This is a genomic window from Fluviibacterium sp. S390, assembly GCF_049800695.1.
In the GTDB taxonomy this organism is placed as follows: domain Bacteria; phylum Pseudomonadota; class Alphaproteobacteria; order Rhodobacterales; family Rhodobacteraceae; genus Meridianimarinicoccus.
In genome coordinates, this window is record NZ_JBNAFN010000002.1 from 67,757 (window position 1) to 92,771 (window position 25,015).

Annotated in this window: 22 protein-coding genes; 3 read left to right on the forward strand and 19 right to left on the reverse strand. The window is 65.1% G+C overall.

Annotation, left to right across the window (positions count from 1 at the left end; all coding sequences use genetic code 11):
• Positions 1 to 114 precede the first annotated feature (114 nt).
• Genes ACP15K_RS02330 through yajC form a run of 10 tightly spaced genes read right to left on the reverse strand, consistent with a single transcriptional unit; the run spans position 115 to position 6,963 of the window.
• Positions 115 to 651, reverse strand: a complete 537-nt coding sequence (locus ACP15K_RS02330; protein WP_193142157.1) for a DsbE family thiol:disulfide interchange protein — start codon at positions 649 to 651, stop codon at positions 115 to 117.
• Positions 644 to 805 carry a heme exporter protein CcmD gene (ccmD, locus tag ACP15K_RS02335; protein WP_193142158.1) on the reverse strand — a complete coding sequence of 54 codons (162 nt, stop codon included), beginning with the start codon at positions 803 to 805 and terminating at the stop codon, positions 644 to 646. Before ccmD ends, ACP15K_RS02330 begins: the two co-directional genes overlap by 8 nt.
• Positions 802 to 1,530, reverse strand: coding sequence for a heme ABC transporter permease (locus ACP15K_RS02340; RefSeq protein WP_193142159.1), 729 nt, complete (start codon positions 1,528 to 1,530; stop codon positions 802 to 804). The genes ccmD and ACP15K_RS02340 overlap by 4 nt, the downstream gene beginning before the upstream one ends.
• Before the next feature lie 51 nt (positions 1,531 to 1,581).
• The gene (ccmB, locus tag ACP15K_RS02345) at positions 1,582 to 2,238 is read right to left on the reverse strand and encodes a heme exporter protein CcmB (protein WP_193142160.1); all 657 of its coding nucleotides are present in this window, start codon (positions 2,236 to 2,238) and stop codon (positions 1,582 to 1,584) included.
• The gene (ccmA, locus tag ACP15K_RS02350; protein ID WP_394355471.1) at positions 2,235 to 2,849 is read right to left on the reverse strand and encodes a heme ABC exporter ATP-binding protein CcmA; all 615 of its coding nucleotides are present in this window, start codon (positions 2,847 to 2,849) and stop codon (positions 2,235 to 2,237) included. The genes ccmB and ccmA overlap by 4 nt, the downstream gene beginning before the upstream one ends.
• Before the next feature lie 49 nt (positions 2,850 to 2,898).
• Positions 2,899 to 3,258 (reverse strand): Mth938-like domain-containing protein, encoded by a 360-nt coding sequence (locus ACP15K_RS02355; RefSeq protein ID WP_424989697.1) that lies wholly within the window; start codon positions 3,256 to 3,258, stop codon positions 2,899 to 2,901.
• A 4-nt stretch (positions 3,259 to 3,262) separates the two neighbouring features.
• A complete protein-coding gene (locus ACP15K_RS02360) occupies positions 3,263 to 4,015 on the reverse strand; it encodes a sulfite exporter TauE/SafE family protein (RefSeq protein ID WP_424989698.1) in 753 nt (250 codons plus the stop codon).
• Positions 4,008 to 4,979, reverse strand: coding sequence for a protein translocase subunit SecF (secF, locus tag ACP15K_RS02365; RefSeq protein ID WP_193142164.1), 972 nt, complete (start codon positions 4,977 to 4,979; stop codon positions 4,008 to 4,010). Before secF ends, ACP15K_RS02360 begins: the two co-directional genes overlap by 8 nt.
• 1 nt (position 4,980) lies before the next feature.
• Positions 4,981 to 6,648, reverse strand: coding sequence for a protein translocase subunit SecD (gene secD, locus ACP15K_RS02370; protein WP_424989699.1), 1,668 nt, complete (start codon positions 6,646 to 6,648; stop codon positions 4,981 to 4,983).
• 33 nt (positions 6,649 to 6,681) lie between these two features.
• A complete protein-coding gene (yajC, locus tag ACP15K_RS02375) occupies positions 6,682 to 6,963 on the reverse strand; it encodes a preprotein translocase subunit YajC (RefSeq protein ID WP_193142326.1) in 282 nt (93 codons plus the stop codon).
• 454 nt (positions 6,964 to 7,417) lie between these two features.
• Here yajC and serS point away from each other — a divergent pair, with 454 nt between their 5' ends.
• On the forward strand, positions 7,418 to 8,710 hold the full coding sequence (serS, locus tag ACP15K_RS02380; RefSeq protein WP_424989700.1) for a serine--tRNA ligase: 1,293 nt from the start codon (positions 7,418 to 7,420) through the stop codon (positions 8,708 to 8,710).
• 37 nt (positions 8,711 to 8,747) lie between these two features.
• Here the strand turns inward: serS and der are convergent, their stop codons facing one another.
• From der to ACP15K_RS02395, 3 genes are read right to left on the reverse strand one after another with little or no spacing between them, the layout of a single operon-like run.
• A complete protein-coding gene (gene der / locus ACP15K_RS02385; protein WP_424989701.1) occupies positions 8,748 to 10,190 on the reverse strand; it encodes a ribosome biogenesis GTPase Der in 1,443 nt (480 codons plus the stop codon).
• A gap of 51 nt (positions 10,191 to 10,241) precedes the next feature.
• Complete coding sequence (locus ACP15K_RS02390; protein WP_424989702.1) at positions 10,242 to 11,669, reverse strand: PQQ-binding-like beta-propeller repeat protein; 1,428 nt, start codon at positions 11,667 to 11,669, stop codon at positions 10,242 to 10,244.
• A gap of 2 nt (positions 11,670 to 11,671) precedes the next feature.
• Positions 11,672 to 12,322, reverse strand: coding sequence for a hypothetical protein (locus ACP15K_RS02395; RefSeq protein ID WP_193142169.1), 651 nt, complete (start codon positions 12,320 to 12,322; stop codon positions 11,672 to 11,674).
• A gap of 210 nt (positions 12,323 to 12,532) precedes the next feature.
• Here ACP15K_RS02395 and ACP15K_RS02400 point away from each other — a divergent pair, with 210 nt between their 5' ends.
• Positions 12,533 to 13,660 (forward strand): efflux RND transporter periplasmic adaptor subunit, encoded by a 1,128-nt coding sequence (locus ACP15K_RS02400; RefSeq protein ID WP_424989703.1) that lies wholly within the window; start codon positions 12,533 to 12,535, stop codon positions 13,658 to 13,660.
• Entirely contained in the window at positions 13,657 to 17,265 is a 3,609-nt protein-coding gene (locus ACP15K_RS02405) for an efflux RND transporter permease subunit (RefSeq protein ID WP_193142171.1), read from the forward strand. The genes ACP15K_RS02400 and ACP15K_RS02405 overlap by 4 nt, the downstream gene beginning before the upstream one ends.
• A 59-nt stretch (positions 17,266 to 17,324) precedes the next feature.
• Here ACP15K_RS02405 and ACP15K_RS02410 read toward each other — a convergent pair whose 3' ends face one another.
• The 6 genes from ACP15K_RS02410 to ACP15K_RS02435 all read right to left on the reverse strand — a co-directional run bounded on the left by ACP15K_RS02410 (position 17,325) and on the right by ACP15K_RS02435 (position 25,007).
• On the reverse strand, positions 17,325 to 17,669 hold the full coding sequence (locus ACP15K_RS02410) for a hypothetical protein (protein WP_193142172.1): 345 nt from the start codon (positions 17,667 to 17,669) through the stop codon (positions 17,325 to 17,327).
• Complete coding sequence (locus ACP15K_RS02415; RefSeq protein ID WP_193142173.1) at positions 17,666 to 19,525, reverse strand: ABCB family ABC transporter ATP-binding protein/permease; 1,860 nt, start codon at positions 19,523 to 19,525, stop codon at positions 17,666 to 17,668. Before ACP15K_RS02415 ends, ACP15K_RS02410 begins: the two co-directional genes overlap by 4 nt.
• Before the next feature lie 52 nt (positions 19,526 to 19,577).
• Positions 19,578 to 20,900 (reverse strand): LysM peptidoglycan-binding domain-containing protein, encoded by a 1,323-nt coding sequence (locus tag ACP15K_RS02420; protein ID WP_193142174.1) that lies wholly within the window; start codon positions 20,898 to 20,900, stop codon positions 19,578 to 19,580.
• 97 nt (positions 20,901 to 20,997) lie between these two features.
• On the reverse strand, positions 20,998 to 21,915 hold the full coding sequence (gene rarD / locus ACP15K_RS02425) for an EamA family transporter RarD (RefSeq protein WP_424989704.1): 918 nt from the start codon (positions 21,913 to 21,915) through the stop codon (positions 20,998 to 21,000).
• Between the two features lie 51 nt (positions 21,916 to 21,966).
• Positions 21,967 to 23,190, reverse strand: a complete 1,224-nt coding sequence (locus ACP15K_RS02430; RefSeq protein ID WP_193142175.1) for a sigma-54-dependent transcriptional regulator — start codon at positions 23,188 to 23,190, stop codon at positions 21,967 to 21,969.
• Positions 23,187 to 25,007, reverse strand: a complete 1,821-nt coding sequence (locus ACP15K_RS02435; RefSeq protein ID WP_424989705.1) for a sensor histidine kinase — start codon at positions 25,005 to 25,007, stop codon at positions 23,187 to 23,189. Before ACP15K_RS02435 ends, ACP15K_RS02430 begins: the two co-directional genes overlap by 4 nt.
• Between the last annotated feature and the right edge of the window lie 8 nt (positions 25,008 to 25,015).

Consider the following 25,015-nt stretch of genomic DNA (forward strand, 5'->3'; position numbering starts at 1 on the left):
GAATTGTGTCATGTCGCGCGGCACCCTGACCCGCAGCGTGCCCGGTCCGAGACGGATGTCACGGACCTGTTGGAAGGGGAGCGCGCGCGGCTGCGACGCGCGGTTTGACCAGGCTCAGTTCGCCGCCTGCTCCATCGCGGGTCGGATGGTGCTTTCCAGCGCGCGTTCGGTCACCGGACCGGCAAAACGGGTCACGATACGGCCGTCGCCGTCGATGACAAAGGTCTCCGGCACGCCATACAGGCCCCACTCCAGCCCCATGCGGCCCGACCCGTCAGCCCCGACCGTGGTATAGGGATCGCCCAATTCGGCCAGAAACCCCAACCCCTTGGCATCGGTATCCTTGTAGTTCACCCCGTGAATCACCACGCCCTCGGCGGCCAGCGCTTCAAGGATCGGATGCTCCACCCGGCAGGGCGCGCACCAGCTGGCCCAGAAGTTCACCAGTTTCACGCCGGGCTCCTGCAGCATCTCGGCGGTAAACACCGGCTTGTCGCCCAGTTGCGTGACCTGCACCACAGGCGCGGCCTTGCCGGCCAGCGCTGTCGGCAGGGCATCGGGGTTTTCCCGCTGCATGCCGAAGAAGAACAAGGCGGCAAGTCCGGCGAACACCACCGGCGGCACCACCATCAGGGGAGACATCCTAGCCATTGGTTTTCCTTTGCCGATCTTCCACTTGCCGAAGGGCGTCGCGCAGCCGGGCATTCCGGCGCAGGCTCAGCACCACCAATCCGACCAAAAGGCCCAGCGATACCGCGTAGGCCGAAATGACCTCGGCGGCGTATTTTCCCAGTTCGGGCATCATGCCATCCGCTCCCGGTTCAGCAGGGCTTTCAGGCGACGGGCGCGAATCTCGGTCCGGGTGCGCAGCAGCACCAGCGCCAGGAACATCAGGACAAACCCGGCGATGCAGACCAGAAGCGGCAGATAGAAGACGTCGGCCACGTTCTCTTCCTTGTCCAGCGACAGCGAGGCCCCCTGGTGCAGCCCCTGGTTCCAGAACAGCACCGCATAGCGCGACAGGATGGCAAAGACCGACCCCACAAGGCACAGGACCGAGGTCAGATCGGCCGCCGTGTCGCCATTCTCGACCGCTTCCCACATGGCAATATAGCCCATGTAGAACAGCGCCAGGATCAGAAAGGATGTCAGGCGCGGGTCCCAGGCCCACCAGGTGCCCCACATGGGCTGTCCCCAGATCGCCCCGGTGATCAGCGCGATCACGGTAAAGGTCAGCCCCACCGGTGCCGCGGCGCGCGCCGCCAGGGCGCTGACATGGTGACGTCGGATGATCCAGACCAGCGACGCCACCAGCATCATCAACCAGGCGTTGATCGCCATCAGGGCCGCCGGCACATGCAGGTAGATGATCTTGACGGTTGAACCTTGCCGGTAATCCTCGGGCGTGAAGAAAAAGCCCCAGATCAGCCCGACGACCAGACATGCCAAGGAAAGCCCGGCAACCCAGGGCAACAGCCGTGACGACAGCTGCATGAACCTTTTCGGATTCGCGAATTCCCAGAACGACATGTCAAAAACCGGTGCTACAGAGTACGGGTCTGTTCTATGCAAGCCCTCTTGTTAGCGCAAATTGATGCGCAGGGCTGCGGCTGCGGCAAAGGGCATCAATGCCAGCGTTCCGGCGCTGATCCCGGCCAAAAGCACCAGTGGCGTGCCCACATCAAGGCCCGCGGCCCCCTGCGTGGCAACTTGCGCGCCGAAGATCAGTGTCGGCACGTAAAGCGGCAGGACCAGAAGTGACAGCAGCAGGCCGCCCCGTTTCAGCCCGACGGTCAGGGCTGCCCCGAAGGCACCAATCAGGCTCAGCGCCGGGGTGCCCACCGCCAACGAGATCACCAGCCAGCCAAAGCCCGCGGGCGGCAGGTTCAGCAGAACCCCCAGCCCCGGCGCCAGAAGGGTCAGCGGCAGACCGGTGGTCAGCCAGTGCGCCAGCGCCTTGACCACGGAGACGCCTTCCAGGGGGACCGGCGCCGTGGCCAGCAGATCCAGCGAGCCGTCTTCGAAGTCCAGCGCGAAAATGCGGTCCAGCGACAGCAGGCACGACAGCAGCGCGCCGATCCACAGGATGCCCGGCGCGATCCGCGCCAGCACATCGGCCTCTGGTCCCACGCCGAAGGGCACCAGCACCGACAGAACAAGGAAAAACGCCAGCCCAAGGCCAAACCCGCCCCCGGCCCGCACCGCCAGCACGAGGTCACGACGCAGCAGCGCGATCATTCGAAAGCCTCCTCGAAGCCGCCGGCCGACATCCGGCCAATGGCGCGATAGGGCGACAGGTCCAGCACCAGCCCGTCCAAGCCCAAATCTATGTGGGTGGCCATGATGGCGGCGCCGCCTGCGGCGCAATGGGCCTGAACCGAGGCCGCGAACATCTTCACGCTGGCCGCATCCAGCGAGACCGTCGGCTCGTCCAGCATCCAGATCGGCCGTCCCGTCACCATCAGCCGCGCCAGACCCAGACGCCGCCGTTGACCGGCGGACAGGTTCTGCGCCTGCCGCTCGACCAGACCTTCGAGATCGAAGGCCGCCAGTGCCGGGGCAATGTCGCCCTGCCCGAACACCCGTGCCCAGAATTCCAGGTTCTCGACCACCGTCAGGGTGGCCTTTACCCCGTCGGAATGGCCGGTATAGGCGACCAGATCCGGTGCCATCTCGATCTGGCCCTCGACCGGCGGCTGCAAGCCCGCCAGGGTGCGCAGCAAGGTCGTCTTGCCGATTCCGTTCGGCCCGCGCAGCACCAGCGCCTGTCCCGCCTCAAGATCCAGATCGACGCCTTCCAGCACCGGGACCCCGCCACGCGCCACGCAAACCCCGCGCACGCTCAGCATGACCAAAGATCCTGTTTCGGTATGGACCATCCGTAGACACAGCTTCCTGTCACGTCACTGGCCTCGCTGCCAGACCGACCCGCCGCCCTTCGGACAGAAGAACGTTGTAGCTGCGGCAGGCTTGCGGGCTGGCCATTGGTTCCAGACCGATCCCTGCCCCTTCAAGGGCCTCGCGAAAGGCGGTGGGCAGATAGGTCATCTCGCTTCCGGTGCCGATGAACAGCACATCCAGATCGCAGGCCGCGGCCATCAGCGGGTCCAATTCGTCATACCCTTGCCAGATCGCCGGGTCATGGTCGGGCAACAGCAGCAGACCCCCAGTCAGCACCTTGCCACCAACCCGGAAAAAGCCGGGGCCATAACCTTCGACGGGCATTCCATCGCGAAAGCGGATTTCATTCAGACGCATGCTCTCACCTCCAGATCGGCAGCCCGGACAGGGCCGATGCCCCGATCACCGAAAAGGCCACCCCGCGATACAGTCGCTCGTGCTCGGGTCGGAATATCCAGCCGCCCAGCATGTTGCCCAGCACCGATGGCACGGTCAGGATCACCCCCAAACCCAGCGGTACCAGCGCCAGAATCCCTTTCACCCACAACGCCACGAGCAGCAGCACATCATAGAGAAACAGGTAAACCATGATCGAGGCGCGGACCATCGACGCCGGATGCGGTGCGGCCAGATACAGCAGGATCACCGGCGGCCCCGGCATACCGGTCAGTCCGCCCAGAAACCCGGCCATCCCGCCGGTGGCGGTTACCAGGCGCGGCCCCACGGGTCCGCGATAACGCAGCCCGCTCAGCAGGCAGGCCAGCATGACCAGCGCAAGTCCCGAGACCACCCAGGCAAAGACATCGGCCCGCACCTGCACCAGAACCCACAGTCCCAGCGGCAAGGTGATCACCGTCGCCCCCAGCATCAGCGTGATATCGCGCCGATTGGCGATCCGCGCCGCACGCGGCAGGTTGGGCATGGGTCCGAATATTTCCATCACCATCAACGCCATGATCGCCCAAAGCGGATCAAGAAACCGGGCTGCAACCGGCATGAACACCAATGCCGTGCCAAACCCGGAAAACCCGCGAACGATTCCCCCAACGAAGGAAGCCGCGATCAACCATCCCAAGCCCGGCAAGGCCAGAACCTGGGAGATCAGATCAGGCATCGATATCGGCGAACTGCGTCCCGGCCTTGGCGTCCGGCTTGGACCAGTCGCGTTTCACACCCAGCTTCAGCAACACCGCCGAGGCCACGAAAATCGACGAATAGGTGCCGATCACTACGCCCCAGATCATCGCAAAGACAAATCCCCGGATCACATCCCCGCCCAGCACGAACAACGAAATCAGCGCCAGAAGCGTGGTGACCGAGGTCATCACCGTCCGGCTCAGGGTCTCGTTGATCGACAGGTTCAGAACGTCCTTCAACTCTGTCTGCTTGAAGCGGATCAGGTTCTCGCGCACCCGGTCGAAGACCACCACGGTGTCGTTCAGCGAATAGCCGACGATGGTCAGAAGTGCCGCAATGATCGCCAGGTCGAACTTGATCTGCAGCACCGAGAAGATGCCGATGGTAACGATCACATCGTGGATCAGCGCGGCCACGGCGCCAACCGAGAACTGCCATTCAAAGCGCAACCAGATGTAGAACAGCACCGCACCGATGGCCAGAACCACAGCCAGGACCGCAGATTGCACCAGCTCGCCGGACACTTTCGGGCCGACCGATTCGACCGACGGGAAGGTGATGGACGGGTCCAACTCCTGCAAGGCGGCCTCGACCGCCAGCACGGTTTCGGCGGCGACGCTGGCATCGCCATCGCCCTGCGCCTCGATCCGGATCTGGGCCACATGTTCGTCTTCGCCGAATCCGGCGTCAAAGACCTCGGTGATCGACACATCGCCCAGTCCCAGCGGCGCAATGGCATCCCGATAGGCGGCCACGTCGATGGGCTGGCTGCTTTCGGTGCGGATCGTGGTGCCGCCCCGGAAGTCGATGCCATAGTTCAGCCCGATCACCGCGAAGGCGACGAGGGACGCCAGAACGGCCAGCACCGACAGGCCGAAGGTGATCTTCCAGGTGCGGAAGAAATCCCAGTTGGTCTCGGCGGGTACAAGTCTCAGGCGCATCTCAGACCTCCAGAGCTTTGGGGCGACGGCGTTCGAACCAGATCACGATCATCAGACGGGTCACGAAGATCGCCGTGAAGACCGAGGTCAGGATGCCCAGCCCAAGCGTCACGGAAAAGCCGCGCACCGGGCCCGAGCCCATGACGAACAGGATGGCTGCCGTGATGAATGTGGTGACATTGGCGTCCAGAATGGCCGACAGGGCCTTTTCATAGCCCAGTTCGATGGCGCGGGCCGGGCCCTTGGCGCGTTTCAATTCTTCCTTGATCCGCTCGAACACCAGCACGTTGGCATCCACCGCCATGCCGATGGTCAGCACGATCCCGGCAATGCCCGGCAGGGTCAGTGTGGCGCCGATCAGCGACAGCAGGCCGAAGATCAACCCGACGTTGATGATGAGCGCAACGTTGGCGATCAACCCGAACAGGCCATAGCTGAGCGCCATGAACACCAGCACCCCGGCAAAGGCCACAAGGCTGGCCACCTTGCCCGCGTCGATGCTGTCCTGTCCCAGTTCGGGACCGATGGTGCGCTCTTCCAGAAAGGTCATGCCTGCGGGCAGCGCACCGGCGCGCAGAAGCACCGCCAGTTCCGTGGACCCCTCGACCGAGAAGTTGCCGGTGATGATGCCGGACCCGCCGGGAATATGGCTCTGGATCACCGGGGCCGAAATGACCTCGCCGTCCAGGATGATGCCGAAGGGGCTGCCGATGTTCTCGGCGGTATATTCACCAAACTTGCGCGCGCCTTGCGGGTTGAACCGGAAGTTCACCGCCGGGCGCCCGTTCTGGTCAAAGGCAGGCTGCGCGTCGGTCAGCTCCTCGCCCGAGACGACCACCGCGTCCTCGACGATGTAATAGGTGCCCTGCTCGTCCAGCGAGGGCATCAGCACGTTGCCGGCACCGGGACGGCTTTCGGGATCGGTGGTGCGGCCCACGACCGACTGGAAGGTCAGCCGCGCGGTGGTGCCGATCAACCCCTTCAATTCCTCGGCCGAACCAATACCCGGCACCTGGATCAGGATCCGATCCTCGCCCTGGCGCTGGATGGTCGGCTCCCGCGTGCCAACTTCGTCGACACGGCGGCGGATGATTTCAAGGCTTTGCTGAACGGTGCGCGCGTCGGTGGCTGCGCGCTCCGCCTCCGACAGACGGATCACGACATCGCTGCCCTCGGCGGAAACTTCGATGTCTGACGCCCCGACACCGGTCAGCGACACGATGGGCCGGGACAGATCGCGCGCGACCGACACGGCCCGGTCGATGCCGGCAGGTTCGCCGATGCGCACCCGCAACTCGTCCGGGGCGCTGTCCTGACGGCGGATGGTGCCGACGGTTGCACGCTCGGCCCGCAATGCGTTGCGCACCTCGGGCCACATGCCGTCCAGACGGTCGGCATAGACATCCTCGACATGGACCTCGGCCAGCAGATGCGCACCGCCGCGCAGATCAAGCCCCAGATTGACAATCCCCGAGGGCAGGAACGACGGCCAGAAACCGGCGTCCGCTTCCTGCTCGGGCGTTGCCACCCCACCCTGCGCCTCGATGGCCGCCAGCGCGTCATTGTGAACTTCCACCCGTCCGTAGAACAGGTTGGGAAGCGCCAGAATCAACCCGGCGGCCACCACCGCCCAGATGACCACCCGCTTCCAGAGGCTAATCTGTAACATGAACGCGCTCCGCGGCCCCCGGGGGGCTCAGCTTCAGTTGTTGGCCGGTTCGGTCTTGCTCAGAACCTGGGCGATGGTGCTCTGGATGACGCGCACTTTCACGCCTTCGGCCAGTTCGACCTCAAGCTCGCCGTCGTCCTTGACCTTGACGACCTTGCCAATGATGCCGCCCTGGGTGACGACCAGGTCGCCCCGGCGCAGCGCCTGAACCATCTTCTGATGCTCTTTCACTTTCTTCTGCTGCGGACGGATCAGCAGGAAGTACATGATGGCAAAGATCAGGATCAGGGGGACAAAGCTGGAAATGGCGCCCATCGGCCCGCCCGCCTGCGCGAAAGCGGGCGTAGCGGCGATGGCGACCAGAGCGGCCGTGGCAAAACGTGCGGACATGGGATCTCCTAGATGTGAGCAGGCCGGCACCCGGCCCCGGAATTAGCGCGCAACCTAGGCACAGCCCGCGCCATTGGCAAGGCGATCCCGACCTGCCGTTGCGGTGGGGTCAGTTGGCCGCGCCCTGCCCCCGACAGCGGTGCCCTCCCGCCCGTCGTCAGCGCCCCGAGGGCGCGCTTTCTCCCGTTGGGCGCGGGCGCAGTGCGTCCTGCGGCCGCGCTGCGCCCGCGCCCCTGACTTCTTTTTGGCAAAAATACTCACGGCGCGACCTCGCAACCGCGCAACGGGCTGCAGCTGAGCGGGCAGTCCACAAACCACCCTTGGCCCGCCCGTCGATCTCGTCCATAAGGCCCCCGGACCTCGCCAGACGGAAAGACCCATGCACGATATCCGCTTCATCCGCGACACCCCCGATGCCTTCGACGCCGCCATGGAACGCCGCGGCCTGTCCGGCGTTTCCGCCCAGGTTCTGGCGCTCGACAGCGCGCGGCGCGAGAAGATCACCGCCTCGGAAACCGCCCAGGCCGAGCGCAACGCCGCCTCCAAACAGGTTGGCGCCGCCAAGGCGCGCGGGGATGAGGACGAATTTTCCCGCCTCCGCGACCTGGTCGCCGCCAAGAAAACCGAGATCGCGGACCTGGATGCCGCCGCAAAGGCCGCGGACGAAGACCTGCGTGACCTGCTGATGTCCCTGCCCAACATCCTGAACGCCGAAGTCCCCGACGGCGCCGACGAGGCCGAGAACGTCGAGTTGCGCCGCTGGGGCACCCCGCGTGCGCTGGATTTCGCCCCGAAAGAGCATTTCGATCTGGACGGCGTGAAACCCGGCATGGATTTTGAAACCGCCGCCAAGCTGTCAGGCGCGCGCTTTGTCGTGCTGTCCGGCGCCGTGGCGCGGATCCATCGTGCGCTGGCGCAATTCATGGTCAACACCCATGTGGATGACAACGGGCTGACCGAAACCTGGACCCCGGTGCTGGTGCGCGAAGAGATGCTCTATGGCACCGGCCAGCTTCCGAAGTTCGGCGAGGACAGCTACCAGACCCGCGAAGGCTGGTGGCTGGTGCCCACCGCCGAGGTGACGCTGACCAATATCGTCAACGGTTTGATCGTCGAAGACGCCTCACTGCCGCGCCGCTACGTCGCCCACACCCAGTGCTTCCGCTCAGAAGCCGGATCAGCGGGCCGCGACACCGCCGGCATGCTGCGCCAGCACCAGTTCGAGAAGGTCGAGATGGTGTCGATCACCCGGCCCGAGACTTCCGCCGACGAACACGACCGCATGACCCGCTGTGCCGAGGATATTCTGGAACGGCTGGGCCTGCCCTATCGTACCGTGGTGCTGTGCTCGGGCGACACCGGGTTCGGCGCGGTGCGCACCCATGACATCGAGGTCTGGCTGCCGGGCCAGGGCAGCTATCGCGAGATCTCGTCGGTGTCCAATTGCGGTGCCTTCCAGGCGCGCCGCATGAACGCCCGCTTCCGTCCCGAAGGCGGCGGCAAGCCCGAGTTCGTACACACGCTGAATGGCTCTGGGCTGGCCGTAGGCCGCACATTGATCGCGGTTCTGGAAAACGGTCAGCAAGCCGATGGCAGTGTCGATCTGCCCGCATGCCTGCATCCCTATCTGGGCGGCAAGACCCGGCTGGCCGCCGACGGCACGCTGGTCTGACCCAAGAAAAGGGCGGCCCCGAAAGGCCGCCCAGATTTCAGTCCACCCGCTTGGGGCCCAGATGCTTGCGCAGCTTCGAGGGCCCCTTTTTCTTCTTGTCCTTGTAGGGGTTCTTGTCCGCCTGGCTGCGCAGCACCAGCCGGATCGGCGTGCCGGGCATGTCAAAGTCGGCGCGCAACCCGTTGACAAGATAGCGTTTGTAGCTTTCGGGCACCTTGTCGGGATGCGAACACATCACCACGAACCCCGGCGGGCGGGTCTTGGCCTGGGTCATGTAGCGCATCTTGATCCGGCGGCCGCCCGGCGCGGGAGGCGGATGCGCCTCCAGCATTCCACTCAGCCACAGGTTCAGCTTGGCGGTCGGGATCCGGCGGTTCCAGACGTCATGCGCGCGGAACACCGCCTCCTGCAACCGCTCCATCCCCCGCCCGGTCAGGGCCGAGACGGTGACCAGCGGTGCGCCGGACAATTGCGGCAGCAGGCGGTTGAACGCCTCTTTCAATTCGGCCAGCCGCGCCTGCCGGTCTTCGACCGCATCCCATTTGTTGACAGCGATCACCACGGCCCGGCCTTCGCGTTCGGCCAGATCGGCGATGCGCAGATCCTGCTGTTCGAAGGGAATATCCGCATCCAGCAGCACGATCACGACTTCCGCGAATTTCACCGCCCGCAGCCCGTCGGACACTGACAGTTTCTCGACCTTGTCCTGGATCTTGGCGCGCTTGCGCATCCCGGCGGTGTCGAACATCCGCACCGGGGTGCCCTTCCAGGTCATCGGCACGGAAATCGAATCGCGGGTGATCCCGGCCTCGGGTCCGGTCAGCAGGCGATCCTCGCCCAGCAGCCGGTTGATCAGCGTCGACTTTCCGGCATTGGGACGGCCCACCACGGCGATCTGCATGGGCTTGCCCTTGTCCAGATCGGCAACCCCGTGCTCATCAACAGCAACTTCGGTCTCGGGGGCGGTGCGTTCCGCAAGTTCTTCGAACTCCTCCGAGATCGGGCGCAGAATCGACATCAGCTCGCTCATGCCCTCGCCGTGTTCGGCGGACACCCGCAGCGGCTCTCCCAATCCCAGCGAATAGGCTTCGATGACGCCACCGTCGGCGGCAGAGCCTTCGGCCTTGTTGGCCGCCAGGATCACGCGGCGGCCGCGGCGGCGCAGGATATCTGCGAACACTTCGTCCGACGGCGTGATGCCGGTGCGCGCGTCGACCATGAACAGGCAGACATCGGCCATGTCGACGGCGCGTTCGGTCAGGCGGCGCATGCGGCCTTGCAGGCTGTCGTCGGTGACTTCCTCCAGACCGGCGGTGTCGATCACGGTAAAGCGCAGGTCGGCCAGGCGGCCCTCGCCTTCGCGCAGGTCACGGGTCACACCGGGCTGATCATCGACCAACGCCAGCTTCCGGCCGACAAGCCGGTTGAACAGGGTGGATTTGCCCACATTGGGGCGGCCCACGATGGCTAGGGTGAACATCTGCGACTCCGCTGACTGCGCTCAGGCGCGCAGCCTTACACCCTTCGCGCGTCAACGAAAAGCGTGTAGCTGTCCATCGGTGGTGACAACATACAGAGTCCGGCCCGCCACGATCGGGTTGACCGCCGCCGGCGCGCCCAGATCAATGGTGCGCAGAAGTTGTCCCGAAGCCGGATCAACCTCGCGCAGCAAGCCGTCGCTGGACACAATGATCAGACGCCCGCCGGCCAGAACCGGGCCGTAATGGGCAAAGACCCCGCGCCGCTTCTTCACCTTGTCCTTGGTGAACAGCGGCAGCGTCGCTGACCAGATCTTGTTGCCGTCTGCCGCGTTGATCCGGATCAGTTCGGCCTGATCGGACAGGAAGTAGATCGAATTGCCTTCGGGCCACACCGCACTGACCGCGCCATCCTGTGCGGTCCAGATGCGTTCGCCCGAAGCAGCATCCAGCGCCGCAAGACGGCCATTGTTGGTGCCTACATACAGGCGATTGCCCACAACGACCGGTGACGCGCTGATGTCGCTGACGGCCGTATAGGCGCGCCCCGGGCGCTGCCCCGACACGGTGGTGGACCACAGCCGCACCCCGCCCTGCCGCAGCACCGAGATCACGTCATTGGAGCCGAAGGGGAAGATCACCGACCGGCTGGTCACCGCCGGGGTCGCCCCGAAGTTCACGACCGAGCCCGATTCCTGCGCCAGCACCTGCCACAGAACCCGGCCGTTCCTGATGTCGATGGCCCAGGCCTGGCTGTCGCGGGTGGTCAAATAGACGATCCCGCCCGAGACCACGGGCGCGCCATTTGGGACCGAGCCCAGCCGTTGTTCCCAGATCGGGGTGCCGCTGGTCGCGTCGATGACCTGAAGGCGCCCGTAGGGCGAATTCACATAAAGCCGCCCGTCGGCATAGGTGACACCGCCGCCCGCGGCCTCGCCCGGACGTTCGCCTTCCGGTGTCAGGTCGCGCTGCCACAGCACCGCGCCGCTGGGCGCGGTGGCCTGCAATTGGGCAAAGGCGGTCAGGGTAAAAACCCGGCCCCCGCCCACCACCGGATCGGCGGTCATCCGCGCGCGGCGCGTGCTGGCCGACCCGATCTTGGTGCGCCAGACCTGGGTCAGCGGCGATCCCAGCGCGGGCTGCGTGATCTGATGCGTGTTGGAGCCGTTGACCGTCGGCCAGTCTGCGTTGGCGCGTGCGCCGGGCAAGCCGGTGGCGCGGCTTTCGCCGGTCACCGTATAGGGGGCGTTCGGGATGACCTTGGGCAGCGGCGCCGGTTCCTGCTGGTTGGCAAGGCTGCCGTCGCTGACGGATTCGGCATAGGCGCTTTGCGCTTCATCCACGTCGCGCAGGTCGAAGCGGTCGCCGGGCAACAGTTCTTCATCCGGACCACAGGCGGTCACACCGGCCAGCACACAGGCCAGCAGGGCAAGCGAGCGCCCGCGCGGGCGTCTCGAAACACTCGTTTCGGTCCGAATCAAGATCACGAATCTCCGTCGGCGGGGCCCAGCACGATCAGGATCTGTTCGATCCGCTGCCGTTGGGCAAAGCCGGTGCCGGCATCATCGGACACCTGTTGTAGCAGATCGCGGGCAAGATCGGTTTCACCGCGCTCCATCTGCAGCAAGGCAATCTGTTCCTGCGCCAGCAGACGCAGCGGCGCGCCGGGGGCGGTCAGCGGTTCCAGCAGGGCAATCCGGTCGGCGGTCATCAGCGGATAGTCGGTCAGTCCCGCCAGTTTCAGCGCGGCCAGATCGCGATAGATCTGCGGCTGCTCCGGCGTGTCGATCACCGACTTCAGGAAGGCACCGGCCCGTTGGGCATCCACCTGCGCGGCTTCAGAGGCCGCCAGCAGCGCCACCAGCGACTTGGCGTCGCCTTCGACATCGATGCTTTCCAGCGCAGTCAGGCGCGACAGCGCCGTGTCCCGCTCCAGCGCGCTGAAGATCGAGTCGCCCAAAGCTTCGGCTGCCGCCTGTTCACGGGCCTTTTGCCATTCCACGTAGCTGGCGCCGGCCACGATCAGAACCACAGCAAGGATCGGAATCCAGCCGTATTTGCGGGCCAATGCGAAAAGACGGTCGCGACGGACCTCTTCCGTGACCTCTTCGATAAAGCTGTCTGCCTGGCTCAATTTCCTGCCTCCACAAGCGGATGGATCGGGTTCTACGTGTCGTTGACCGCTTTGCCAAGGTCAAGGGGTCATGGCCACACCTCTTTCCTTGGAATTCTGCGTGCTACATACCTTGAAGACAGGGGCAACTCGCCCTAATCTAAACTGGTCGGTTCAGCAGCCATGCTGCGCCCTGATTGTCCTGTATATGAACACGAAATAGGTTGTACGATGAGGTTTCTTTCCATTCTGACGGCGATTGTGGTCGGTATCGCCCTGTACGCCATCGTGTTCGAGCGAGACCGGGTTCTGGCCATTGCCGGGAAGCCGCCCGAGGACGCACAGGCCGCAGGGATGCCCGAAGCGGCACCCGAGGCCCCGACCTCGATTGCCGGTGACATGACGCAAGCCGAACTGGTTTCGGTGGTGGTTCTGGACAGTGTTGCCGATCTGGTCGAGACCTCGGTGGTGCTGCGCGGCCAGACCCAGGCCGACCGCGAGATCGAAGTGAAATCGCAAATCAGCGGGCTGGTGATCTCGCCCCCCCTTCAGAAGGGCACCTTTGTCGAAGCGGGCACCGTGTTGTGCGAGATCGATCCCGGCACGCGGCCTGCACAACTGGCCGAGGCCGAAGCCCGTCTGGCCGAAGCACAAATCTCCAACACCGCCGCGTCGAAGCTGGCCGAAGGCGGCTTTGCTTCGGAAACCCGCGCCGTGGGTGCCAAGGCGACCCTGCAATCCGCGCAGGCCGCCGTCGAGGCAGCGAACACCGAGATCGACCGTCTGAAAATCACCGCGCCTTTCGCTGGCCTGCTGGAAAGCGACACCGCCGAACTGGGCAGCCTGATGCAGGCCGGGGCCCATTGCGCGACGGTGATCCAGCTCAACCCGATCAAGATCGTGGCCTATCTGCCCGAAACCATGGTCGATGCCGTCAAGCTGGACGCGATGGCGCAGGCGCGCCTGTCCACGGGCCGCGAGGTCACGGGGCGTGTCACCTTCATCGCCCGCTCTGCAGATCCGCAGACCCGCACCTTCCGGGTCGAGGTTTCGGTGGAAAACGATGACCTGAGCATTCGCGACGGGTTGACCGCCAATATCGCCATCGCCGCGGACGGCGTGAAGGCGCATCTGATCCCCGCCTCGGCCCTGACCCTGAACGATCACGGTACCATGGGCGTGCGCGTGGTCGGTGACGATGACGTGGTGCAATTCTACCCGGTGCGCATTGAACGCGACACGCTGGAGGGCGTCATCATCACCGGCGTTCCTGACACGGCCGCGATCATCACCGTGGGCCAGGAATACGTGACCGAGGGCGTGCGCGTGAAAATCGGCAAGCGTGGGAGCAACGCATGACCGGTATCGTCGACTGGGCTGCCGCCCGCGCCCGGATGGTGATGGCCTTCATCGTCCTGTCGCTTGCCGTAGGGGGCTTTGCCTATTCCAAACTGCCCAAGGAAGGCGAGCCGGACATCGAAATTCCGGCCATTTTCGTCTCGGTGCCGTTCAGCGGGATTTCCGCCGAGGACAGCGAAAAACTGCTGGTCAAGACCATGGAAACCGAACTGTCCGATCTGGACGGCCTGAAATCCATGACCTCGACCGCCTCTGAAGGCTATGCCGGTGTCGGGCTGGAGTTCGAGTTCGGCTGGGACAAGTCCAAGACCCTGGCCGACGTGCGCGCCTCCATGAACACGGCCGAGGGCAAGTTCCCCGAGGGGGCGGACAAGTATTCGATCAACGAGATCAACTTCTCGGAATTTCCGATCATCATCGTCAGCCTGACCGGCAATGTGCCCGAGCGTCAGTTGCTGCACCTGTCCAAGGATCTTCAGGATCGTCTAGAAGGGCTGGAAGCCATCCTCGAGGCGCCGCTGGCCGGGCATCGCGACGAGATGCTGGAAGTCATCATCGATCCGGTGCGCCTGGAAGCCTATAACATCACCGCCGCCGATCTGGTCAACGCGGTGGTTAACAACAACCAACTGATCGCCGCGGGCGAACTGGAAATGGAAAGCGGTGCGTTTTCGGTCAAGATCCCCTCGTCCTTCGACGAGAGCCGCGACGTGTTCAACCTGCCGGTCAAGACCAACGGCGACCGGGTGGTAACGCTGAACGACGTGGCCGACATCCGCCTGACCTTTGAAGACCGTGCCGGCACCGCCCGGTTCAACGGCGAGCAGACGGTGGCGTTGCAGGTGGTCAAGCGCAAGGGCTTCAACCTGATCGACACCGCTGAACTGGTCCGCGCCGAGGTCTCCGCCGAGGTCGAGACCTGGCCGCCCGAATTGCAGAACGCGGTGTCGGTCACCACGTCGAACGACCAGTCCACCACAGTGGATTCCATGGTCAAGCAGCTGGAAGGTTCGGTCCTGACCGCCATCGCGCTGGTGATGATCGTGGTGCTGGCCTCGCTGGGTGCGCGTCCGGCGCTGCTGGTGGGCTTTGCCATCCCGACCTCGTTCCTGCTGTGTTTCGCACTGCTGGCGGTGATGGGGATCTCGATCTCGAACATCGTGATGTTCGGCCTGATCCTGGCCGTGGGGATGCTGGTGGACGGGGCCATCGTGGTGGTGGAATACGCCGACCGGCGCATTTCCGAAGGCACCGGCCCGATGCACGCCTATGTGGAAGCCGCCAAGCGCATGTTCTGGCCGGTTGTGTCCTCGACCGCGACGACTTTGTGCGCCTTCCTGCCGATGCTGTTCTGGCCCGGCGTTCCGGGCGAATTCATGGGCATGTTGCCGGTAACGCTGATTTTCGTGCTGTCGGCCTCGCTGGTGGTGGCGCTGGTCTACCTTCCGGTCATGGGCGGCGTGTCGGGACGTCTGGCGCGCTCCTATGGCCACATTTCAGACGGGCTGCGCCGCTGGCCGCTGCTGCTGCGGATCGTGCTTGTGCCGGTGGGCCTGTACCTGGCCTTTATGGGCGCGATGCAGCTTCTGAACCCCGCCTATCTGCTGGGGGACGGGGCACCGTCGGGGATCATGGGTGTGCTGCCCGGATTGATCCTGTTCTCGGTGGGCACCTCCTTTGCCTCTATTGCCATGGCCGCCGTCAAACCATCGCGGAGCGAGCGCAAGATCCGCGCCGGCTATCGCCGCACGCCGTTTGGCCGGTTCATCACCTTCATCGCCGGCAATCCGATCATGCCGGTGGTCACCATCGTCGGTGTCGGCTTCATCGTCATGTCGGTGTTTTCCTACTTCGGCGAGAACAACAACGGCGTCGAGTTCTTCGTGGAAAGCGAGCCCGAGCAGGCGATCATCTATGTCAAGGCGCGGGGCAACCTGTCGCTGCACGAGCGCGACGCGCTGGTCAACGAGGTCGAACAGGTGGTGCTGGCCACCGATGGTGTCGACAGCGCCTTTGCCTTTGCCGGTGACGGCGGGCTGAACCAGAACACCGGCGGCGGCGAAGCGCCCAATGACACCGTGGGTCAGGTCCAGATCGAGATCACTCCGTGGAACGACCGCCCCCGTGTTGCGGCAGAAGGCGGCTGGTTCAAACAGCTGTTCCTGCGCGAAGAGGTCGATCCCTATTACGACGGCGACGCGGTGTTGGCGCGTCTTCAGGCCCAGTTGGACCAGATCCCCGGCATCCAGACCGAAGTTCTGGACCTGTCGCGCGGTCCGTCCTCGGGCAAACCGGTGCATCTGCGCGTCACCGGCACGGATTGGGCGCCGATGGAGCAATCCATCGAAACCGTCCGCACCAAGTTGCAATCGATGGAAGGCATCACCGCCATCGAGGATACGCTGCCCCTGCCCGGCATCGACTGGCAGATCGACGTGGACGTGGAAAAGGCCGGACGTTTCGGGGCCGATGTGGCCACCGTCGGCACCATGGTGCAACTGGTGACACGCGGCGTGCTGCTGGACACCATGCGCGTCGACAGCTCGGACGAGGAAATCGACATCCGCGTGCGCCTGCCTGAACAGGACCGCGTGCTGTCCACGCTGGACACCCTGCGCGTGCGCACCGTCGATGGGCTGGTGCCGCTGGCCAATTTCATCACCATCACCCCGGTCAAGAAACTTGCCGAGATCAATCGCGTCGACCAGAAGCGATACTATGACATCAAGGCCGATGTGCTGCCGGGGCTGACCAATGACGCGGGCCAGCCAATCACCGCCAACGAACGCATCGCGGCGCTGACCGAGTGGCTGCAGAACGACCGTCCGCTGCCCGCGGGCGTGGATTGGGAATGGACCGGCGATCAGGAGGATCAGGCCGAAAGCCAGGCCTTCCTGGGCAATGCCTTCGCCGGGGCGCTGGGGCTGATGTTCATCATCCTGCTGGCGCAGTTCAACAGCTTCTACAACTCGGTTCTGGTGCTGCTGGCGGTGATCCTGTCCACCACCGGCGTGCTGATCGGGATGCTGGTGATGAACCAGCCGTTCTCGATCATCATGACCGGCACCGGGATTGTCGCGCTGGCCGGGATCGTGGTGAACAACAACATCGTTCTGATCGACACCTATCAGGAATACAGCCGCTACATGCCGCGGATCGAGGCGATCATCCGCACCGCCGAAACCCGCATTCGCCCGGTGCTGCTGACCACGCTGACCACCATGGCGGGCCTGACACCGATGATGTTCGGCCTGTCGCTGGACTTCCTTGGCGGCGGCTCGACACTCGACAGCCCTACGGCGCTGTGGTGGAAGCAGCTGGCCACGGCGGTGGTCTTTGGCCTTGGCGTCGCGACCATGCTGACGCTGGTGGTCACCCCGGCCCTGCTGGCGCTGCGGGTGTGGTTCTGGACCTATGTCAACGCCCTGTTCCGGATGCTGGCGCGGGTAACCGGCGGACGCGGGTCACGCGCTGCCGAGGATTGGATGCTGCGCCGCAAGGCCGCCAAGATGAAATCCTCGGAGATCATCTGGGACGTGGCCGGGCGGGACCAGGCCACGCGGATCGAGCCGCACGGATCGCCCCCATTGCGCGCGGCGGAATAGACACAAAAAAGGGCGGCCTTGCGGGGCCGCCCTCCTTCATCCGGGGAATGATGCGCGGTTCAAACTTCGACGATGCCGCCATAGCTGGCCATCGCGTGATCTTTCCCTCGCCAATCGACGCCCTTGTCTTCAAGGCTCGGCCGGAAAATAAACCAGACACGGTCGGGATGGGCCAGGGTGCTGTCGTGCACCGGTTCGACATCGATCACCGTGCCTCCGAAGGCGCTGGGACTGGCCTTGGTTTCATGCAGATAGATCCGCCCGTCGATCAGTGACCGGGCGTCGTCGAGGGACATGTCCCATTTTCCCGAGCGCCAGGTACCGTCCGTCTTGTCCAGAATTTCGACGTTTTTTAGTCCGGGGCCGTTGTCCGACCGCTTGCAGATGAAATGCGCAACCTTCATGTCTGTTTGTCTCCTTGTTCGGTGTCCACCTGCGCCTGCCACATGGCCGCGTATTGCCCCTGCCGGGCCAGCAACTCGGCGTGCGAGCCGCGCTCGACCACCAGCCCTTGCTTCAGAACCACGATCTCCTTGGCCTCGACAACCGTGGACAGGCGGTGCGCGATGGTGATGACCGTGCGGCCCTCGCCAATGGCGCGCAGGCTGTCCTGAATGTCGCGTTCGGTTGCGGTGTCCAGCGCGCTGGTGGCTTCGTCCAGCAGCACGATGGGCGGATTCTTCAGCAGGGTGCGGGCAATGCCGACGCGCTGTTTCTCGCCGCCTGACAGTTTCAGCCCGCGTTCGCCGACCTGGGTGTCATAGCCGTCGGGCAGGTCCGCGATGAAGGCGTGCAGATGTGCGGCGCGGGCGGCGGCATGGACCTCCTCGCGGGTGGCCTCGGGGCGGCCGTAGGCGATGTTGTAGTAAAGCGTGTCGTTGAACAGCACCGTGTCCTGCGGCACGATCCCGATGGCGGCGTGCAGGCTGTCCTGCGTGACGCTGCGCAGATCCTGCCCGTCGATGCGGATCGCCCCGCCCGACACGTCATAAAAGCGGAACAACAGCCGCCCGATGGTGGATTTTCCCGCCCCCGAAGGCCCGACGATGGCCAGCGTTTCGCCGGGCTGGATACTGAAGCTGACACCCTTCAGGATCGGTCGTTCGGGGTCATAGCCGAAGGCCACGTTGTCAAAGCTGACCGCCCCTTCGGTCACTTTCAGGGGCCGCGCATCGGGGGCATCCGATATTTCCGCGGGCTGGTCCAGCAGGCCAAACAGTTCGCCCATGTCCACGAGGCTTTGCCGGATTTCGCGGTACACCATGCCCAGCATGTTCAGCGGCATGGTGATCTGGATCATATAAGCGTTGACCATGACGAAATCGCCCACGGTCAGCGTGCCCTTCTGCACCCCCAGGGCCGCCATCACCATCACCGCGATCAGACCGGCCGAGATGATCAGCGACTGCCCGAAGTTCAGGAAGGCCAGCGAATAGGAGGTGCGGATCGCCGCGTCCTCATAGCCCGCCATGGCGCTGTCGTAACGCTCGGCCTCGCGGTTCTCGGCGCCGAAATACTTGACGGTCTCGAAGTTCAGCAGGCTGTCGATGGCCTTCTGGTTGGCGTCGGTGTCCTGACGGTTCATCTCGCGCCGGATCGTCACTCGCCATTCGGTGACCTTGAAGGTGAAGGCCACGTAGGCGACGATCGTGACGCCCACGACCACCAGGTACCAGATCGAGAACAGCGTCGCCAGAACGACGCCCACCAGCGCCAGTTCCAGCACCAGCGGGCCGATGGAAAACAGGATGAAGCGCAGCAGGAAGGAAACACCCTTGACGCCGCGCTCCATGATCCGGCTCAGCCCGCCGGTCTTGCGCGTGATATGATAGCGCAGCGACATGGCGTGGATGTGCTGGAAGGTCTGCAATGCCACGGCCCGCAGGGCGCGTTGGCCGACGCGGGCAAATACCGCATCGCGCAACTGCTGGAACCCGACGGTCAGGATGCGCGCCACCCCGTAAGCCACGGTCAGCCCCACGGCCCCCAGCGCCAGCATCCGCGGCCCGTCGCCGCCATCGCCCGCCAGGGCATCCACGGCTTCCTTGTAAAAGAACGGCGTGCCCACCGCGACCAGCTTGGCCACGATCAGGGCGGTCAGGGCCAGCACCACGCGGATGCGGATTTCGGGCGCATCCTTCGGCCAAAGGTATGGTGCCACGCGTGCGATCACCGCCGGATCGGTGGCCGTGGGTCCCTCGGCGGCGCCGTCAGGTGATTTCGACAGACCCGCGGGGCTGGAATATGCATCGGATCTCATGGGGGCTCCGCCAGTGACTACCTCAGAGACCTAGGGTCTCGGGCCGGGAATGTCACGGCTGGCCGGAGGTCGCGGGCAAATCAAAGACCTGGCCGGGGTAGATCAGGTTAGGGTCGCGGATCTGGTCGCGATTGGCTTCGAACACCTGCACATAACGAGTGCCCGCGCCATAGAGATCCTGCGCGATGGCCCACAGCGTGGCGCCGGGCTGCACCGTGACGATCCGGGCGCCAGATCCATTCAGCGCCTGCTGTACGATGCCCGGGGCTTCACGGCGGAAGGGCACGTCGGCCTGCCCCAGAACGGCCCCCGACGGGTCGAGGCTTTCGACGCGCAGATCGTAAAGCCCCGGCGCGACGTCAGAGATAACCAGCGACCAAAGCCCGTCTTCGGTGACGGTGCCGGTGCCGCGCAGGGTGCCGTTCAGACGCACCCGCACCGGGCCGGAAGCGCCCGCGCGGCCCTTCAGCACCACGGTGTCATCGGTGCCATAGTCGATGGTGTCGATGCGCAGCGCCGTCGCCGCATCAAGCCGTGGCACATCCAGCGCCGCAATGCCCTCGCGGCTGGACAGCAACACGCGCGGGGCGGCTTTGGGCGGGGCTGGGGCACGCTCGGTGGCGGGTGGGGGCGTTGTTTCGGCTGGGGACGACTCCCCTACTGCCCCGAAGGTCGCCTGCGCCTGCGGGGAAGTTTCCGGGCTTGTCTCGGGCTGTGCGTTTTCGTTCACGGCTTGCGGCACCACGTCCGGCGCGCTCCCGACCTCTGGCACCGCATCTCCGTTCGGCAAGGACGCCAGATCCATCGGTTGATCGATGCGAACCCGCGGGTCGGTCTGCCCTGTCTGCACCGAAAGATCCTCTGCCGGTCGTTGGGCCAGCGTGCCGGCCAGCGTCGTACCAGCGTCAAGGCTGTGCTGGGCAGGCGCGATCAGGACCGTGTCCACCGAGGCCAGCATGTCACCCTCGGCGGTTTCAGCCATCAGCCACATGACGCGCGGCTCATCCCCGGCCTCCAGCGCCACGAAGACCACGAAACTGCCGCTGGCATCGGCGCGGGTTTCGGCCATGGTCTGACCGTCCAGCACAACCGCCACGCGGGCGTTGGGACGGGCTTGCCCGGCCACCACCGTGGTGCCATCAGGCTCGACCCGTACCAGATCGAAACTGGGTTCGCCCTGCGATAGGGTTCTGGCGGGATCATTCGGCACCGCGTCCACGCCCGATTGTGGCGGGATCGCGGCCACCTCCGTTTCCGGTGCCTCCAGCTGCGGGAACACACCACTGACCAGCAATCCGCCCGCGCCAAGCCCCACAGCTGCCGCCAGCCACAACGGCCAGCGGTGCCGGGTCTGCTCTGCGGGGCGGTGGTCCATGGGGCGGGGTCCTGTTGCGATCAGCCACGGTCAGGGCGAAATTTCGCCCTGTATCCTGTAGTTTACCACAGGTCACACCCGAAGGCCGCAAATTCGCTCAGGCCGGAGGACGGCTGTGGTGCCGATACCTCAGGCTGTCGAGGGAATAGAGGGTCAGGCCACTCCAGATCAGCGCGAAGGCAATCATGTGCCAGACCGTGAACGGCTCTCCAAAAATCAGCACCGCGATGAGGAACTGCAGCGTCGGGTTAAGATACTGCACCAGCCCGACTGTCGGCAGCGACACCCGCCGTGCGGCATAGGAAAACAGCAGCAAGGGCAGCCCGGTCAGCGGGCCGGACAGGATGAGCAGAAGCGAGACACCGAGATCCGTGCCGAAAACCCCGCCCGTCCGCCCGGTTAGCCCGGTCCAGTCCCACAGATGCACGCCAATCAGCCACAGCAGCGCGAAAGGCGCCAGCACCAGCACCTCGGCCGCGACCGAGGCCCCGGCCCCGCCCGGCACCATCCGCTTCAAGGCGCCATAGAAGGCGAAGGTCACGGCCAGCATCAACGCGATCCTCGGCACGATGCCCAGACCGGCGGTCAGGATCGTGACCGCCAGCGCCGCCAGCGCCACTGCCACCCATTGTACCGGGCGCAACCGGTCGCCGAACACCAACCGGCCCAGGATGACCGTGACCAGCGGGAAGATGTAATAGCCCAGGCTGGCCTGAAGCGCCTTGCCCACCTGCACCGAATAGATGAACCCCAACCAGTTGCTGCCGATCAGCAATGACGCCAGCACCGTCAGCAGGAACAGTCGCGGGGTCGCGAGACAGGCCAGGATCTGCCGCGCCCGGCCCTGCAGCGCCAGCACCCCGGCCAGCGCCAATAGCGACCACAGCGTACGATGCGCCAGCACCTCCAGCGGCGGCACATCGGCCAGCAGCTTGTAGAACAGGCTGGACAGCCCCCAGATGGTGCTGGCCGCAATCATCGCCGCGAGGCCCTGCAATTGTGGCGAGCGTGCCATTCTGGCGTCCTTGTCCGAGGGTCTGGTCCGCGCCGGGGCGGCAAGCCTCTGCTATCGGAAATCCTCGGGCTTTAGTCCATGGCGCGAGAGCTTGTCGTAGAAAGTTTTTCGCGGCAGGCGCAGATCCTTGGCCGCTTCGGACGCATTGCCGCGCGCCCGCGTCAGGGCATCAACCAGAAAAGACCGCTCCACCCGCGCCATGCGCTCGGCCAGCCCCTCGCCCTCGGCCTCGTCCTGATCGGTCAGACCAAGGGCAAATCGCATCGCCGCGTTCATCAGCGCGCGGGCATTGCCGGGCCAGTCCTGCGCCATCAGGCGGGCGATATGGTCCGGCGTGATCGGCGGCTCGTCCAGCGCGGCCTGTTCGCAGGCATTGGCGACATAATGGCGAAACAGCACACTGATATCCTCGGGCCGGTCCCGCAACGCCGGGATGCGCACCTGCACCGCGCCCAGCTTCAGCGCCAGATCCGGATCGAACCGGCCCTGTGCGGCCTCGGCGGCAAGATCGCGATAGGTGCCGGCCAGCACGCGGGCACGCCCGGATTCCTCCAGCTTCTCGCGCAGGAAATATTGCGACTCGGGCGGCAGGGCGGCGACCTCATCCAGAAACAGGCTGCCCTGCCCGGCTTCGGTCAGAGCCGCCAACAACCTGTCCGGACCCAGCCCCGCCGAGGCGCGCTTTTCGAACGGATGGCGCGCGCGCGGCGACAGCAGGTGGGTCACCTCGGCCACCTTGGGCGTGCCGGTGCCCGGATCGCCGGTCACCAGAACATCCACCGGCTTGGCCGCCACATGGCGCACGGCATTGCGCAGCGCCTCGGCCTGCTTCGAAATGCCGAAGATCATCCGCGTGGCCGCGTCGCCCTCGGTCGCGCGTGCCTTCAGGGCGCGGTTTTCCAGCACCAGTGCCCGCAGCCGCAAGGCGCGTTCCAGCACGGCGATCAGGGTCTTGGGCGCACAGGGTTTTTCCAGAAAGTCGAAGGCCCCTTCCGACATCGCCCGCACCGCCATGGGAATGTCGCCCTCGCCGGTCAGCAGGATCACCGGCAGATCCTTGTCCTGCTTCTGGGCATAGTCCAGCAGGTGAAACCCGTCGCGCCCCGGCATCCGGATATCGGACAGGATCACCCCGTCAAAGCCACGGCTGATGTGATCCTTGGCGACCACGAAACTGCCCGCGCTGATGGCCGAGTAGCCGCCCAGTTCCAGGGTCTGGGCCAGCGCCTCGCGCACCTGGGCATCGTCTTCGACCAGCAACACGCGTCGGCTCATGCGGCGCTCCTTTCTGCCACGCGCGGCAGGCGCACCGTGAAGATGGCGCCGCCTTGGGGATGGTTTTCCCCCTCGATATCACCCCCGAAGCTTTGCACCAGCCCATAAGAGATCGACAGCCCCAGCCCCATGGAATCCTGTGCCACCGATTTGGTGGAATAGAAGGGATCGAAAATCTTTTCGGGCTGGTCCAGACCCGGCCCGGTGTCGCGGACCGACACCACGACCTGGGCATCGCCCTCGGGCGCGACGGTGATTTCCAGCCGTTTGAAGGGCTGGCCGTCCATGGCGTCGGCGGCGTTGGACACCAGGTTCATCACCACCTGCTGAAGCCGCACGCTGCCCGCCCGCACCACGAAGGTCTGTTCGGGCGGCTGCCAAAGCACCTCGACCCCGGCGCGGGTCAGGCGCGCGGCGCTGATTTCCAGCGCGGCATCCACCACTGCCACCGGATCGACATTGCTGAGCGGCGCATCCTCCTGCCGGGCGAAGGCGCGCAGGTTCTTGATGATCCGGCCCATGCGGCGCGACAGTTCCGAGATCTTGCCAAGGTTGGCGGCGGCCACTTCGGTCTTGCCCATCTCGATGAACTGGGTGCCGTTTTCGGCAAAGGTCTGGATCGCCATCAGCGGCTGGTTCAACTCATGACTGATGCCCGCCGACATTTCCCCCAGCGCCGACAGTTTGCCCGCCTGCACCAGACTGGCCTGCGTGCGGCGCAATTCCTCTTCGACCTTGATGCGATCGTCGACCTCGCTGCGCAGGGCCTTGTTGGCCCGCGACAGTTCCACGGTGCGTTCGGCAACGCGGCGCTCCAGCATCTCTTGCGCGGCGGCCTGATCCGACAGCCGCTTGTTGATGCGGCGACGCCGGTTCAGCAGGAACAGGCCAACGGCGAAAGCGGTGACATACAGACCGACCGCCAGTGTGGCCTGCAGGATCGCCAGCCGTCGCGCCGGGGCGGCATTGGCCAGACCCTCGGCCAGAAAACCGATCACCGGCAGATCCTTGGAAATATGTATCGCTGTTTCAGGGATATAGGGGCCAGAGTTGATGTTCCAGACCTCGAACTCTCCGACCATGCGGCTGCGGTATTCCGGAAAGGGTTTCAGATGGGCGGGATCATAGCTGGCCGACAGTGCCCTGGGCAGCGGCACCGCCATGTCGCGGGTCAGCACCAACTCGCTGCGCGACGACAGGAAGACAACGCCCAATTCGTCGCGGAACATGACGACCGGGGCATCGCCGCGCCACTCGGCCTCGGTGCTTTCGATGTCGGCCACCACCACCACGACACCCAGCGGCGGCCCGCCCACCCCGTGCACCGGGGCCGCGACCGAAAAGGTGCGGCGGCTTTCGCCCGGCAGGACCGAATGGTAAGTGCCAAGGGCCCCGTTCATGGCGCGGTGAAAATAGCTCTGCTCGACGTGATTGATCCGCGCGGCCACTTGCGGGTGGGCGGCGGACTGGATGCGGCCCAGTTGATCCAGCAGGATGATGTTGTAGACTCCGGTCTTGTCGGCCACCGACAGCAGCAGCGCCCCGGCGTCGGCGGCCAGCTCGGACGAGGCCGCATCCCCGGCCCGCAGTCGTGCCGCCAGCGTCGGGTGATCCGCGGCCAGAACCGCCAGTTCCTGAAACCGGTGCAATTGCCCGATGAAGCGATCCGAGGCCAGCGCCAGATCCGCCTCGCCCCGTTCCGCGACCCCGCGCAGGGCCGCCTCATAGGACACCCACCAGACGCTCAGCCCCGTGGCCGCGCCGCCCAGCAGCAACAGCACGAAGATCACGATGCGCATCAGAGACTTCGGTTTCATGAACCGCC

Coding starts and splice junctions, on each gene's coding strand:
- ACP15K_RS02355 (WP_424989697.1), bottom strand. CDS start 3,258: ATGCGTCTGAATGAAATCCGCTTTCGCGATGGAATGCCCGTCGAAGGT.
- ccmB (WP_193142160.1), bottom strand. CDS start 2,238: ATGATCGCGCTGCTGCGTCGTGACCTCGTGCTGGCGGTGCGGGCCGGG.
- yajC (WP_193142326.1), bottom strand. CDS start 6,963: ATGGGCGCCATTTCCAGCTTTGTCCCCCTGATCCTGATCTTTGCCATC.
- secF (WP_193142164.1), bottom strand. CDS start 4,979: ATGCGCCTGAGACTTGTACCCGCCGAGACCAACTGGGATTTCTTCCGC.
- rarD (WP_424989704.1), bottom strand. CDS start 21,915: ATGGCACGCTCGCCACAATTGCAGGGCCTCGCGGCGATGATTGCGGCC.
- ACP15K_RS02400 (WP_424989703.1), top strand. CDS start 12,533: ATGAGGTTTCTTTCCATTCTGACGGCGATTGTGGTCGGTATCGCCCTG.
- serS (WP_424989700.1), top strand. CDS start 7,418: ATGCACGATATCCGCTTCATCCGCGACACCCCCGATGCCTTCGACGCC.
- ACP15K_RS02420 (WP_193142174.1), bottom strand. CDS start 20,900: ATGGACCACCGCCCCGCAGAGCAGACCCGGCACCGCTGGCCGTTGTGG.
- ACP15K_RS02435 (WP_424989705.1), bottom strand. CDS start 25,007: ATGAAACCGAAGTCTCTGATGCGCATCGTGATCTTCGTGCTGTTGCTG.
- ACP15K_RS02340 (WP_193142159.1), bottom strand. CDS start 1,530: ATGTCGTTCTGGGAATTCGCGAATCCGAAAAGGTTCATGCAGCTGTCG.
- ACP15K_RS02430 (WP_193142175.1), bottom strand. CDS start 23,190: ATGAGCCGACGCGTGTTGCTGGTCGAAGACGATGCCCAGGTGCGCGAG.
- ACP15K_RS02415 (WP_193142173.1), bottom strand. CDS start 19,525: ATGAGATCCGATGCATATTCCAGCCCCGCGGGTCTGTCGAAATCACCT.
- ccmA (WP_394355471.1), bottom strand. CDS start 2,849: ATGCTGAGCGTGCGCGGGGTTTGCGTGGCGCGTGGCGGGGTCCCGGTG.
- ACP15K_RS02410 (WP_193142172.1), bottom strand. CDS start 17,669: ATGAAGGTTGCGCATTTCATCTGCAAGCGGTCGGACAACGGCCCCGGA.
- ACP15K_RS02330 (WP_193142157.1), bottom strand. CDS start 651: ATGGCTAGGATGTCTCCCCTGATGGTGGTGCCGCCGGTGGTGTTCGCC.
- ACP15K_RS02360 (WP_424989698.1), bottom strand. CDS start 4,015: ATGCCTGATCTGATCTCCCAGGTTCTGGCCTTGCCGGGCTTGGGATGG.
- secD (WP_424989699.1), bottom strand. CDS start 6,648: ATGTTACAGATTAGCCTCTGGAAGCGGGTGGTCATCTGGGCGGTGGTG.
- der (WP_424989701.1), bottom strand. CDS start 10,190: ATGTTCACCCTAGCCATCGTGGGCCGCCCCAATGTGGGCAAATCCACC.
- ACP15K_RS02405 (WP_193142171.1), top strand. CDS start 13,657: ATGACCGGTATCGTCGACTGGGCTGCCGCCCGCGCCCGGATGGTGATG.
- ccmD (WP_193142158.1), bottom strand. CDS start 805: ATGATGCCCGAACTGGGAAAATACGCCGCCGAGGTCATTTCGGCCTAC.